This window comes from Qipengyuania nanhaisediminis (assembly GCF_900115585.1).
GTDB classification, from domain to species: Bacteria; Pseudomonadota; Alphaproteobacteria; order Sphingomonadales; family Sphingomonadaceae; genus Qipengyuania; species Qipengyuania nanhaisediminis.
In genome coordinates, this window is sequence record NZ_FOWZ01000002.1 from 285,281 (window position 1) to 297,305 (window position 12,025).

A 12,025-nucleotide genomic window follows, 5' to 3' on the forward strand; every position below is an offset into this window, starting at 1 on the left:
GAACATGTAGGTCGGGCGCAAGACGCGCCCTTCCTGGCACGTCTGAATGGGCGTCAGAGCTGCGGGTACGACCGCTTTGTCAGGCGCACAGGAATGGTGCCCAGGTCGACAAAGACGAGGTTCACATAGATCCCGCCTGTCGCTTCCAGATCGACATAGTCCCTGCCCGACACATCGGTGCCATGCGTGATGGCGAGCTGGGCATTCCCGAATTGCTGTGCGCTGAGCAAGTGATCGGTGAATTCGGTTTGCAATTCGGCATCGGACGGCACCGGCCAGACGGAAACCGCCCTCGATGCCTCGTCGAGAGCCGAGGAAAGCGAGTTCTGGAAGAACAGGTAGATGCTCATGTTGAGCGTGCCGAGCAGCATCGTCACGGTCAGCGGCAGTACGAGTGCAAACTCGACCGCGGCAGTTCCACGGTTGTCGCGCAGGAAGGTCTTGATCCTTTTCAGCATCATTGCGTCCTTATCGTTACCGAACCGACATGCGTTTGCTTGGTGGCGTAATCCGCGATGCCCTTGATGTTGAGCATCGGTTCCCAGTCCTCGGTGACCGTAATCGTCATGTATTTCGTTTCGACGGCTGTGGGATTGACGCAAAACGGAGCGCCGATGGTCTGCTTGTTTCCATCGCACTCGATCCGGGTCTGAACCTTGATTGCGCCACCGGGCATGCCCGTTGCGTCACTAATAGCTTTTGCCACGATCGGATCCGCCGGGACATCCTCAAGGGTGCCCATCACATATTCCGCGCCCAGCTGTGCAGTTTGCTGCATTTCGATCTTGTGGCGATAGCCCATGGCAAAATCGATGCCGCCGAGAGCCATCGCAAGGACGAGCGGCATGACCAGAGCAACCTCGATCGTCGCGTTGCCGCGCGTGCTGCGGATGAGTTTTGAAACAACAGAGATCATTTGCGCAACCTCAAGACGTCGTCACCGAAGAAAGAGGCCACACCGCGACCGGCGCGGCAGCGGTTCACAACCTTCGTGTTGCCGGTGAAGGTGATGAACTGACTAACGATCTGCAGGCAGTCGGTATTCATGCCGGAGTTTCCGCTGAAGCTTACCGTGGTCGAAGGGGCGTAAATGGAGCCGTCGAAAATAGAACCGTTATCGCCGGTAATGAACATGGAGGTGCCAGGAGGAGTTCGGCTGTCTTGATGGATCACGACCCCTTCATACGGGCCGGTGTCCGGAGCACTCAGCTTGATTTCCGCAGTACCATTACCGGTGAATGTTCCGACCTTCTTGTCGTTGAAGGGAATAGACGTACTCGTGAAAACAATCGTAACACCATCGCCTTCTAGAGTAGCCTGCCCGTTCACGACCAGACCGCCACTTCCGATGTAATATGTACCTGGGAGAAGTGTCAGAGTTTGCTTGGCATTGATCGTAATGCCCTCATAGCATCCCGGCCCCAATATCGTTGTATTCTTGATGCGCTGGGCAGCGTTGCACGACGAAATTGCAGGGTCGAAGATTATTCCGTCGAATGGGTCTTTGACTGGGGAGATGCCGTTGTGGACCGCAGTGTCGGTGGTGATCGACCCGCCTGCGTTGACGGATCCTACTGCAGACAGCGCACCTGCGCGGATGTGATCCGAAGTTGTCGCGTCGAAGTTCGAGTTCGATGCCAGACCGCAGTTCATGTCCACACTCGCCGATCCGGATATCGTCAGTCCTGTACCGCTCGTATCGAGCGCGATCATGCAGTTCGGGACTTCCGAGCTCGACTGCGCAACGGCCTCGACGCTGATCGTCGGAGCATTCGCCAGGAACAGGCTGGAGAACGGCAGTTCGCGCGAAGTGCTGAGCACGACGCGGACCATGCTGTTGTCGCCTGCGAAGTCACCGGCAGTGGGCGGCGTTTCGATCGCATCGATGGTGTAGATGTGCTGGTAGTTTTCGCCGAGGACCTTGGTGACGACGGTCTTCACGTCTTCACCATTCTTCATGGCAAGCGCACCAGCCATCGCGCCCGCGTCGGCGGCGCTGTGGAGATCGCGGCGCCAGCTGATCCACTGGGCTGCGTCGACGGCAAGGCCCATGGTGCCGACCATGGGAACAAGCGAAGCGGCCACGAGCACGAGCACATTGCCACGCGCATCGTCGCGAACCTGCTTCAGAAACTGCACCGCTTTGCGAAGCATTGCGTACCCCATATCCAACATGTCGAGGCTCCCTCTTAGGGTCCCCGGATGTCGGCGAGGTAAAACAACAGCCCTAAGGACAGGTTAAAATGAGATGCCGCGCCTTTCCGGAACACGGAGAACGCAGCGAGTCCCTGACTTTGGGAGAGAGGTTAACGCGTCACAGAACCTAGCGGCAAAAGCGAATCAGCCCGGCAGGTGGCGGAGGCGTGATCCCTAGTCCCGGTAACAAACCTTCTTCGCAGCTTCGACGATGCGCGCGCTGTCGATCAGCGCCATCTTTTCCAGATTGGCGGCATAGGGGAGCGGCACATCTTCGTTGCATACCCGCGTGACAGGAGCATCCAGATGATCGAAGCCTTCCTCCATGCAGATCGCCGTGATCTCCGAAGCGATCGAGCAAGTGGGCCAACCCTCTTCGGCAATGACGACACGGTTGGTCTTGGCAAGGCTCTTCAGCACCGCCTCCTTGTCGAGCGGGCGCAAGGTGCGAAGGTCGATCACTTCGGTATCGATGCCTTCACCAGCCAGTTCCTCTGCCGCTTCCAGCGCGAGGCCGACAGCGATGGAATAGGACACGATAGTCACATCGCTGCCTTCGCGCATGATCCTGGCCTTGCCGATCGGCAGCACATGGTCGTCCAGTTCAGGCAGTTCGAACGTGCGGCCATAGACGAGTTCGTTCTCGAGGAAGACCACCGGGTCTTCACAGCGGATAGCCGCTTTGAGCAGGCCCTTGGCGTCCGAGCTGTCGAACGGCGCGATGACGATCAGGCCGGGCACGCTTGCATACCAGGGACCGTAGTTCTGGCTGTGCTGCGCGCCGACGCGGCTTGCCGCACCGTTGGGGCCGCGGAAGACGACCGGGCAGCGCATCTGTCCGCCGGACATGTAATTGGTCTTGGCTGCGGAGTTGATGATGTGGTCGATGGCCTGCATCGCGAAGTTGAAGGTCATGAACTCGACCACCGGGCGCAACCCGCCCATCGCTGCACCGGCACCGATGCCGGCAAAGCCATATTCCGTGATCGGCGTATCGATCACGCGCTTGGGGCCAAATTCGTCGAGCAGCCCCTGCGTGACCTTGTAGGCACCCTGGTACTGGGCCACTTCCTCGCCCATCACGAAGACGCGCTCGTCGCGGCGCATTTCCTCGGCCATGGCATCGCGCAGCGCTTCGCGGACGGTGACCTTGGCCATGTTCGTGCCGTGCGGAACTTCGGGATCCTTCACGTCCGCCTTGCGGGCAGGCTTGGTGATCTCGGCTTCCGAAGCGTCTTGGCCGACGTCCTTGCCCTCGCCCGGAACGTCATCCACTTCGGCGGTTTCAGGAGCTGTGAGGTCGGAGGCGTCTTCGCCCTCGCCTGCAAGCATGGCGATGACCGTGCCGACTTTCACGCCTTCGGTGCCTTCTTCGACCAGGATCTTGCCCAGCGTGCCTTCATCGACCGCTTCGAATTCCATCGTAGCCTTGTCTGTTTCGATCTCGGCGATGATGTCGCCGATCTCGATGGCATCACCTTCCGACTTGAGCCATTTGGCGAGCGTACCTTCTTCCATGGTGGGAGACAGCGCGGGCATCTTCAGTTCGATAGCCATGGCTCAATACTCCTCCACCAAGACATCGGTGTAGAGTTCGGAAGCCTCCGGCTCGGGCGAATTCTCGGCAAAGTCGGCAGCCTCGCTGACGACCTTGCGAATGTCCTTGTCGATGGCCTTCAAGTCTTCCTCTTTCGCGCCGTTTTCCAGCAGGACCTTTTTCAAGCCCTCGATCGGGTCCTTGTGATCCTTCATGTCCTGCACTTCCTCGCGCGTGCGGTATTTAGCAGGATCCGACATGGAGTGTCCGCGATAGCGATAGGTTTCGCATTCCATCAGGACGGGGCCCTTGCCGTCGCGCACGTGCTTGAACGCGATCTCGGCCGCCTGGCGAACCTCGAGGACATCCATGCCGTTGACCTTCATCCCCGGGATGCGGAACGCAGTGCCGCGGCGGAAGAATTCGGTTTCCGCGGACGAACGGCTGACCGCGGTGCCCATGGCGTACTGGTTGTTCTCGATGACGAATACGATGGGAAGCTTCCAAAGCGCGGCCATGTTGAAGGTTTCGTAAACCTGGCCCTGGTTCGCCGCCCCGTCACCGAAATAGGTAAGGCACAGGCCGCCGTCTTCGTTGTACTGATGCGCGAGCGCCAAGCCTCCGCCAAGCGCGACCTGCGCGCCGACGATGCCGTGGCCGCCGTAGAACTTATGTTCGGTCGAGAACATGTGCATCGACCCGCCCTTGCCCTTGGAGATGCCGGCTTCGCGACCGGTCAACTCGGCCATGATGACCTTGGGATCGATACCGTAAGCGAGCATGTGGCCGTGATCGCGGTAGCCGGTGATCACGCTGTCCTTGTCCCCGTCGAGCGCGGACTGCAGGCCGATGGCAACGGCTTCCTGCCCGATGTAGAGGTGGCAGAAACCGCCGATGAGGCCGAGGCCGTAGAGCTGGCCTGCCCGCTCTTCGAACCGACGGATGAGCAGCATCTGTTCGTAGAAGTGCATCATCTGGTCGGTGCTGGCATCGAAGCGCTGCTTCTTTTCCAGTTCTTCCTGCAGGGAGTGCAGGACGAAATCCGTATCTTCAGCGGGACTCTTGGGGGCCTTTGCGGCTGCTTTGCTCTTGGGGGCCTTTGCCAAACTACAGCTTCCTTTATCTTCCGGGGAGGAATATGGCTCAGCCTATAGGCATAGCGGCCCGTGCCGCGCAACGCCCAAGCTGCGCGCATACGAAAACCTTACGGAATTGAGGGCTTGGAGCCCACTCAGTCGTCGAGCTTGATGACCACTTCGTCCGGATGGACGACGTTGAGCTGGCTGCGGAGCAGTTCGCCAACCATGTCCGGATCGGCGTGATCGGGATGCAGCAGAGCGACCTTGTTCTGGAGCGCGGCGCGTTCTCTCTGCAAAGCGGCCAACTGCGCTTCACGCTGGTCGAGGAGGCGCAGGTTCTCGCTCCACGCCAACAGGCCGGATGGTCCGGCCACGGCAATTCCGCCCATCACCAGCAACGCCGCAAGCGCCGCGGTGTGCGACGCTTTCTGCCTTTGCCGTGTGTTGAGTCTGACCTTGCCTCTCATCAGGGACACAGAATCACAGTTAACCTTTACGCGCAAGGGCTATTTGCAGTCCCGTCAGTAGGAGCGCGGCAGTCCGAGCACATGCTCTGCCAGATAACTGAGGATCAGGTTCGTGCTAATCGGGGCGACCGTGTACAGGCGAGCTTCGCGGAACTTGCGTTCGACATCGTATTCCTCGGCGAATCCGAAACCGCCCAGCGTCTGCACGCACATGTCGGCAGCCGCCCAGCTAGCTTCGCTGGCGAGCATCTTGGCCATGTTGGCTTCAGCCCCTGCATTCCCGCCTTCGTCGTAAACCTCGGCGGCATGGTGGACCATCAGCTCGGCGGCACGCATCTGCGCGTAGCAGCGCGCGATAGGGAACTGCACGCCCTGGTTCTGGCCGATCGGTCGCGAGAATACCTGGCGCTCCTTGGCGTAGTCGCTCGCCTTTTCGATGAACCATTTCGCATCGCCGATACATTCGGCGGCGATCAGGATACGCTCGGCGTTCATGCCCGACAGGATATAGCGGAACCCCTTCCCTTCCTCCCCGATCAGCGCCGACGCCGGGATACGCATGTCGTCGAAAAAAACCTCGGTCGTCGAATGGTTCATCATCGTGCGGATCGGCTTGATGGTCATGCCGTTCCCGACCACTTCGCGCATGTCGACCAGGAAGAGCGAGAGGCCTTCGGTCTTCTTGGCCACCTCGTCACGCGATGTCGTGCGTGCCAGCAGGACCATGAGATCGGAATGTTCGGCGCGGCTCGTCCAGATCTTCTGGCCGTTGATCACATATTCGTCGCCTTCCCGCTTGGCGAAGGTGCGCAGGGAAAGCGTGTCGGTTCCGCTCGTCGGTTCGGAAACGCCGAATGCCTGCAGGCGCAGGTCTCCGTTGGCGATGCCCGGAAGATAGCTGCGCTTCTGTTCCTCGCTGCCGTAGCGAAGCAGCGTATTCATCACGTACATCTGGGCATGGGCGGCGGAGCCGTTGCAGCCGGATGCCTGGATTTCCTCCATGATGACCGCCGCGGAATCGAGTCTGAGACCACTGCCGCCGTATTCTTCCGGGATGAGCGCCGCGAGAAAACCAGCCCGCGTGATCGCATCGACGAATTCTGCCGGATAGGCGCGCTCGCGGTCTTTCTCTCTCCAGTATTCACTAGGGAAATCGGAGCAGACTGCGCTCACGGCGCGGCGGATTTCATCTAGGTCTTCTTTTGCCATCGATCGACACATGGACTCGTCCCGTCCGGAAGGCAATCCGTCGGAACAGGCCATCTTGCGCTCCGTTGGTTTCTTGACTTTCGGGGCGCGTCCCCGTATTTGGTTTCTATTGAAACTAACTCAGATGACAGAGGATTGAGATGCCCGATCTTTTCGAAAACCCCATTGGCCTCGACGGCTTCGAATTCGTCGAATTCTGCGCCCCTGAAAAAGGCGTGATAGAGCCGGTTTTCGAAGCGATGGGCTTCTCGCACGTGGCGAACCACCGTTCCAAGGACGTGCAACTATGGCGCCAGGGCCAGATCAACCTGATCCTCAACTACGAGCCAAAGAGTGCCGCGTGGTTCTTCGCCCGCGAACACGGCCCGTCTGCCTGCGGCATGGGTTTCCGCGTCCGCGATGCGAAGAAAGCCTTTGACGAACTGATCGAGCGTGGTGCTGAACCGGTCGCGAACGAACCCGGCCCGATGGAACTGCGCATCCCCGCGATCCGCGGCATTGGCGGAGCGATCGTCTACCTGATCGACCGCTATTCCAGCGAAGCCGGCGAAGGCATGTCGATCTACGACATCGACTTCGAATATCTGCCCGGTGTGGAGAAGCACCCGGAAGGCGCCGGCTTCGATGTGATCGATCACCTCACGCACAACGTCTACAACGGCCGCATGAAGTACTGGGCGGATTACTACGAAACGCTCTTCAACTTCCGCGAAATCCGCTTCTTCGACATCAAGGGTGAATATACCGGCCTGACCTCCAAGGCGCTGACCGCACCGGACGGCAAGATCCGCATCCCGCTCAACGAAGAAGGTGAAGGCGGCAAGGGACAGATCGAGGAGTTCCTGCGCGAATTCAACGGCGAAGGCATCCAGCACATCGCACTTATCTGCGACGATCTCGTAAAGGCCTGGGACAAGCTGAAGGACTTCGGCGTTCCCTTCATGACGGCCCCGCCCGAAACCTATTACGAAATGCTCGAAGAGCGCCTGCCCGGCCACGGTGAAAAGGTCGAAGACCTCAAGATGCGCGGCATCCTGATGGACGGCACCACCGAAGGCGGCACTCCGCGCCTCCTGCTCCAGATCTTTGCGGAAGCACAGGTCGGTCCGGTCTTCTTCGAGTTCATTCAGCGCAAGGGCGACGACGGCTTCGGCGAAGGCAATTTCAAGGCCCTGTTCGAAAGCATGGAGCGCGACCAGATCAAGCGCGGCGTGCTCAGCGTAGAGGACGCGCAGACCGTCGAAGCGGAGCCTGCCGAATGAGCGACGTAGCCCGTCATCCCGTAAAGCTGGGCGGCGTCCACCACGCCGCCTATCGCTGCAAGGACGCAAAAGAGACCGTCGAGTGGTACGGCAAGGTGCTTGGCATGGATTACACCACTGCCTTCGCCGAGGATCATGTGCCTTCGACCGGAGCGTATGATCCCTACATGCACGTGTTCCTCGACGCGGGTAACGGCAACATCCTCGCCTTCTTCGAACTGCCCAACCAGAAAGACATGGGCCGCGACGAGAACACTCCGGCCTGGGTACAACACCTTGCATTCAAGGTCGCCTCGGAAGAGGAACTGCTGGCGGCCAAGGACCACATCGAAAGCCTCGGCATCGATGTGCTCGGCCCCACCCATCATGGTATCTTCAAGTCGATCTACTTCTTTGATCCGAACGGTCACCGTGTGGAACTGGCTGCGGATATCGGCACCGACGAACAATACGCCGAACTCAAGCGCGTTGCCCCGATGATGCTGGAAGAATGGAGCGAGACGAAAAAGGCCCCTCGCCACGCCGATTGGCTGCATGAAATCGCGCGCAAAGAACACGGCAACAATTAAGCCTAAGGCTGGCAAACCCTAATAGTTTGCAATTCCGGAACCCTGCCGGAGGCATGACGTTGCCTCCCAAAGGGAGTTCTTCGGGTGAATTACATCGCAACGCTGCGCGACCAGCTGCAGGAAATGGGCACTGGCCTGGTAGAGGCGCTGCCCAGCTTCGCAATCGCGCTCATTATCTTGCTCGTGACATGGATTGTCGCGCGTTTTGCCGTGAAGATTTCGGATGCGATCGTCGGTCGCACTGAAATCCGCGCCAGCCTCAAGAACCTCATTGATACGCTGGTGCGCCTCGGCATCTGGCTGGTAGGTCTGTTCATTGCCGCAGTCGTCGTCATCCCCAGCCTCACGCCGGCCAGCTTGCTCGCCGGCCTAGGGATCGGCGCCGTCGCCATCGGCTTCGCCTTCCAGGACATCTTCGAAAATTTCCTCGCCGGCGTTCTCATCATGTTGCGCGAGAAAATGCGTATCGGCGATATCATCGAGTGCGAAGGCATCACCGGCAAGGTGGAGCATATTACCCTGCGTGAAACCCATGTTCGCAAGCTGTCTGGTGAACTCACGGTCGTTCCCAATTCGATATTGTTCAAGAACCCGGTGGAAATCTTTACCGATGAGGACCAGCGCCGCCATGATGTTGTGATCGGAGTTTCCTACGATACCAATCTCGATCATGCCGCCGACGTGATCCGCCGCGCTGTGGAAGATGTGGAGGACGTGCTCGCCAGCAAGGGCGTCGACATCTTCGCGCAGGAATTCAATTCCAGCTCGGTCGATTTCCTGGTGCGCTGGTGGGCCGGCTCGACACCGCGCTCGGGTTGGGAAAGCAAGGACAAGGTGGTGCGTGCGATCAAGGCAGCGCTGGACGATGCGGGTATCGAGATCCCGTTCCCTTATGTGACGCACACGTTCAAGGAGACGGTGCCGGTTAGCCAGCTTGGTGACAGCGGCAAGCCGACGCCCTAAGGGTTGCGAACAGAAACCGATTGAGAATGCCTTCCGTTCTCTTCGGCGATGGGAGAGCCCGATGAAAATCCTTCGCACACCAGCAGATCGCTTCGCCGACATTCCCGACTATCCATTCGCCGAGAACTGGAGCGATATAGACCTCGGCGAAGGGTACACCGCGCGTCAGCATTACGTCGACGAAGGCGATAAATCGGCTCCTCCTGTTCTTCTGTTTCACGGCGAGCCGAGCTGGTCTTTTCTCTATCGCAAGATGATCCCCATCCTCGTCGATGCAGGCTTTCGCGTACTCGCTCCGGACCTCATTGGCTTCGGTAAGAGCGACAAGCCCGACGATCCCGAGTTCTTCACCTACGAACGACACGTCGATTGGTTGAAACAGTGGCGAGCAGCCGTAGAACCGCGCCCGGCTGCCCTGTTCGTGCAGGACTGGGGCGGTTTGCTAGGCTTGCGGATGCTTGCTCATGATCCAGACCTCTTCACCTGCGTCGTGGCGAGCAATACCTTCCTTCCAGCTGGCGGCACCCCCTCCCCGGCATTTCTCGCATGGCGGGAATTCGCCCGGTCATCTCCCGAATTTCGCATCGGCGCCTTGCTCGACCGCGCAACTGCGACGGAGCGAACCGAAGCCGAAATCGCCGCTTATGACGCTCCCTTTCCAGATGAACCGTCCAAAGCCGCAGCGCGCGCTTTTCCAAGCCTGGTCCCGGTAGAAGACGGGATGCCGGGAGTGGAAGATAACAAGCGAGCCTGGCCGGCGCTCGCGGCATTCCAGGGGCCGTTCCTCACGCTATTCGGCGAAGACGATCCCATCACAAAGGGTAGCGAAAAGTTTCTTATCGAACGCATTGCAGGCGCCAAGGGGCTGGACCACCGGACGCTCCCGACCTGCGGCCATTTCTGCCAGGAGGACCAGCCTGAAGAGCTGGCGGCCGGATTGATCGCAATGGCTCGTAAAGCGGGCCATCTGGGGTGACCTCGCCCGCGCTGATGACGCGCTCGCAACAATACTTTCTCGCCATCGCCGCGGCGGTGGTGACGGCCAACGCCTATTACATCCACCCGATCATCGGCGAGGTCGCCGACTATTTCGGGGTCAGCGAGGCAAGGATCGGGCTGGTGCCAGCCCTGAACCAGCTCGCGCTGGCGCTCGGCATCCTGCTCCTGCTCCCCTTGGGCGACAGGTACTCGAACAGACGCCTGACCATTGCGTTTACGGTGGGTCAGACCGTCAGCCTTGGGGTCATGACTGTGGCGGGCACTTTCGGGCAGTTCCTTGCTGGTTCCACCGCTCTCGGCTTCTTCACCATCGCTCCCTACCTCCTGCCCGCTTACGCATCCAAGCGCGTCGCCCCCGAGCGACTGGGGCAGGTCACCGCCTTGCTGACGGCTGGGGTCATCCTTGGCATTCTCATCGCGCGCGTCGGCGCCGGCTGGATAGCGGAGCACTATGGCTGGCGGCTGGTATACTGGATCGCGACGGGCCTGATGATCAGCGTTACGATCGCCCTTCCCTACCTGATGGAGGGCGGAGAACGCGAGCGAGGCAAGGCCAGGTACTGGTCGCTAGTGGGTTCGGTATTCCCGCTCGCTCGGCAGCATCGCGACGTAGTTCTTTCCGGTGCGATCCAGGCGCTGAATTTCGCGCAATTCATTGCGCTGTGGTTGGCTCTCGCGCTTTATCTCACCTCTCCGGAGGTGGGATACGGCACCGATACGGTGGGCTATCTCGCTGCGATTGCTGCCGTCTCCATTTTTTCGACGCCCCGGCTGGGCCGCTGGGCGGACGTGGTTGGAGCGCGCAAGGCACGACTGGTATTCGCAGGCATCCAGTTGATAGGCATCGCCCTGTTTTATCCGCTCAGCGGTTCGCTCTGGGGGCTGATCGTGCCGCTGGTACTGGTGAACCTGGTCGGCCCGGGGATCGACGTCACCGGCCGCATGACCTTCCTTTCGCTGGCCACGGACCTGCGGACGAGGCTCACCACGATCTACATCGTCCTGATGTTCGTTGGAGGCGGGATCGGCAGCATCACAGCCACCGCAATCTATGACACCTTCGGCTGGGGCGGCGTGTGCCTCGCGCTCGTGATTTCCTCTGCAGTGCTGACCGCGCTGGCAGCGTATTCCTTCAGGAAAAATCGCTGAAATGGTGCGCCCGACAGGATTCGAACCTGTGGCCCCCAGATTAGGAATCTGGTGCTCTATCCGACTGAGCTACGGGCGCCCCGGCGCTTCGTATAGCGCCTGAGTTTTTCGTGGCAATCAGTTGAGTTCGTCGGGAGGGGCGATCGGGAAAAGGATCGGCGCCACCGCAATGCCTTCCGAAGCCAGGTCCTCTGCCTCTTCACGCGTTGCCTTCCCGTGGATGGGTGTCTCGTCGATCTCGCCATAATGCTGGGACCGCGCTTTCTCGGCGAACTTGTCTCCGACCCAGGTACTTTTCTCCAGTGCCTTGGCCTGCGCTTTCGCAAGCGTCTCAAGCGCCTTCTTCACCTCCGGCGGCATAGGTGCGTTGGAAAGCTGCGCCTCGGCTTTCGGCTCTTCGACCGGCCTTGCCACTTGCGAGGCATTGCCCTTGGCCGGAACGGCGGGGGCCATGGGGGCTTTGCCCACCACGGACGATCCGCACTCCGGACAGTCGAGGAGGCCGCGTTCCCTCTGCTGGTCGTAATCGGCAGAAGACCCGAACCATCCCTCGAAGCGGTGGCCATTGTCGCAATGAAGGTCGAATACGATCATG

At 59.9% G+C, this 12,025-nt stretch carries 13 protein-coding genes and 1 tRNA gene; 5 read left to right on the forward strand and 9 right to left on the reverse strand.

Features of this window, described 5'->3' with window-relative positions; genetic code table 11:
- Window positions 1–53: 53 nt before the first annotated feature.
- The 7 genes from BM173_RS06970 to BM173_RS07000 all read right to left on the reverse strand — a co-directional run bounded on the left by BM173_RS06970 (window position 54) and on the right by BM173_RS07000 (window position 6,488).
- Window positions 54–458 carry a TadE/TadG family type IV pilus assembly protein gene (locus BM173_RS06970; RefSeq protein ID WP_160594923.1) on the reverse strand — a complete coding sequence of 135 codons (405 nt, stop codon included), beginning with the start codon at window positions 456–458 and terminating at the stop codon, window positions 54–56.
- Window positions 458–916 carry a TadE/TadG family type IV pilus assembly protein gene (locus BM173_RS06975; RefSeq protein WP_090479206.1) on the reverse strand — a complete coding sequence of 153 codons (459 nt, stop codon included), beginning with the start codon at window positions 914–916 and terminating at the stop codon, window positions 458–460. The genes BM173_RS06970 and BM173_RS06975 overlap by 1 nt, the downstream gene beginning before the upstream one ends.
- On the reverse strand, window positions 913–2,154 hold the full coding sequence (locus BM173_RS06980; protein WP_177201833.1) for a pilus assembly protein TadG-related protein: 1,242 nt from the start codon (window positions 2,152–2,154) through the stop codon (window positions 913–915). The genes BM173_RS06975 and BM173_RS06980 overlap by 4 nt, the downstream gene beginning before the upstream one ends.
- 216 nt (window positions 2,155–2,370) lie before the next feature.
- Window positions 2,371–3,753 carry a pyruvate dehydrogenase complex E1 component subunit beta gene (locus tag BM173_RS06985; RefSeq protein ID WP_090479211.1) on the reverse strand — a complete coding sequence of 461 codons (1,383 nt, stop codon included), beginning with the start codon at window positions 3,751–3,753 and terminating at the stop codon, window positions 2,371–2,373.
- A 3-nt stretch (window positions 3,754–3,756) separates the two neighbouring features.
- Entirely contained in the window at window positions 3,757–4,839 is a 1,083-nt protein-coding gene (gene pdhA / locus BM173_RS06990) for a pyruvate dehydrogenase (acetyl-transferring) E1 component subunit alpha (protein WP_090479213.1), read from the reverse strand.
- Between the two features lie 125 nt (window positions 4,840–4,964).
- Window positions 4,965–5,279, reverse strand: a complete 315-nt coding sequence (locus BM173_RS06995) for an FtsB family cell division protein (protein ID WP_090479216.1) — start codon at window positions 5,277–5,279, stop codon at window positions 4,965–4,967.
- A gap of 54 nt (window positions 5,280–5,333) precedes the next feature.
- Window positions 5,334–6,488, reverse strand: a complete 1,155-nt coding sequence (locus BM173_RS07000; protein ID WP_218152632.1) for an acyl-CoA dehydrogenase family protein — start codon at window positions 6,486–6,488, stop codon at window positions 5,334–5,336.
- Window positions 6,489–6,628: 140 nt separating this feature from the next.
- Here BM173_RS07000 and hppD point away from each other — a divergent pair, with 140 nt between their 5' ends.
- From hppD to BM173_RS07025, 5 genes are all read left to right on the forward strand, one after another.
- The gene (hppD, locus tag BM173_RS07005; protein ID WP_090479221.1) at window positions 6,629–7,750 is read left to right on the forward strand and encodes a 4-hydroxyphenylpyruvate dioxygenase; all 1,122 of its coding nucleotides are present in this window, start codon (window positions 6,629–6,631) and stop codon (window positions 7,748–7,750) included.
- The gene (locus BM173_RS07010) at window positions 7,747–8,319 is read left to right on the forward strand and encodes a VOC family protein (protein ID WP_090479223.1); all 573 of its coding nucleotides are present in this window, start codon (window positions 7,747–7,749) and stop codon (window positions 8,317–8,319) included. Before hppD ends, BM173_RS07010 begins: the two co-directional genes overlap by 4 nt.
- A gap of 84 nt (window positions 8,320–8,403) precedes the next feature.
- Window positions 8,404–9,282 carry a mechanosensitive ion channel family protein gene (locus BM173_RS07015; RefSeq protein WP_090479226.1) on the forward strand — a complete coding sequence of 293 codons (879 nt, stop codon included), beginning with the start codon at window positions 8,404–8,406 and terminating at the stop codon, window positions 9,280–9,282.
- A 61-nt stretch (window positions 9,283–9,343) separates the two neighbouring features.
- Entirely contained in the window at window positions 9,344–10,258 is a 915-nt protein-coding gene (locus BM173_RS07020; protein WP_090479229.1) for a haloalkane dehalogenase, read from the forward strand.
- On the forward strand, window positions 10,255–11,430 hold the full coding sequence (locus BM173_RS07025; protein ID WP_090479233.1) for an MFS transporter: 1,176 nt from the start codon (window positions 10,255–10,257) through the stop codon (window positions 11,428–11,430). Before BM173_RS07020 ends, BM173_RS07025 begins: the two co-directional genes overlap by 4 nt.
- Before the next feature lie 2 nt (window positions 11,431–11,432).
- On the opposite strand, the gene BM173_RS07030 is transcribed toward BM173_RS07025, so the two are convergent.
- Window positions 11,433–11,509, reverse strand: a tRNA-Arg gene (locus BM173_RS07030).
- Between the two features lie 38 nt (window positions 11,510–11,547).
- Window positions 11,548–12,024, reverse strand: a complete 477-nt coding sequence (locus BM173_RS07035) for a DUF1178 family protein (RefSeq protein ID WP_090479240.1) — start codon at window positions 12,022–12,024, stop codon at window positions 11,548–11,550.
- Between the last annotated feature and the right edge of the window lies 1 nt (window position 12,025).

What these genes read in the sequence shown, in the direction of transcription:
- BM173_RS06970 (WP_160594923.1), bottom strand. Translation starts at nt 458, where the DNA reads ATGCTGAAAAGGATCAAGACCTTCCTGCGCGACAACCGTGGAACTGCC.
- BM173_RS06975 (WP_090479206.1), bottom strand. Translation starts at nt 916, where the DNA reads ATGATCTCTGTTGTTTCAAAACTCATCCGCAGCACGCGCGGCAACGCG.
- BM173_RS06980 (WP_177201833.1), bottom strand. Translation starts at nt 2,154, where the DNA reads ATGCTTCGCAAAGCGGTGCAGTTTCTGAAGCAGGTTCGCGACGATGCG.
- BM173_RS06985 (WP_090479211.1), bottom strand. Translation starts at nt 3,753, where the DNA reads ATGGCTATCGAACTGAAGATGCCCGCGCTGTCTCCCACCATGGAAGAA.
- BM173_RS06995 (WP_090479216.1), bottom strand. Translation starts at nt 5,279, where the DNA reads ATGAGAGGCAAGGTCAGACTCAACACACGGCAAAGGCAGAAAGCGTCG.
- BM173_RS07000 (WP_218152632.1), bottom strand. Translation starts at nt 6,488, where the DNA reads ATGGCAAAAGAAGACCTAGATGAAATCCGCCGCGCCGTGAGCGCAGTC.
- hppD (WP_090479221.1), top strand. Translation starts at nt 6,629, where the DNA reads ATGCCCGATCTTTTCGAAAACCCCATTGGCCTCGACGGCTTCGAATTC.
- BM173_RS07010 (WP_090479223.1), top strand. Translation starts at nt 7,747, where the DNA reads ATGAGCGACGTAGCCCGTCATCCCGTAAAGCTGGGCGGCGTCCACCAC.
- BM173_RS07020 (WP_090479229.1), top strand. Translation starts at nt 9,344, where the DNA reads ATGAAAATCCTTCGCACACCAGCAGATCGCTTCGCCGACATTCCCGAC.
- BM173_RS07035 (WP_090479240.1), bottom strand. Translation starts at nt 12,024, where the DNA reads ATGATCGTATTCGACCTTCATTGCGACAATGGCCACCGCTTCGAGGGA.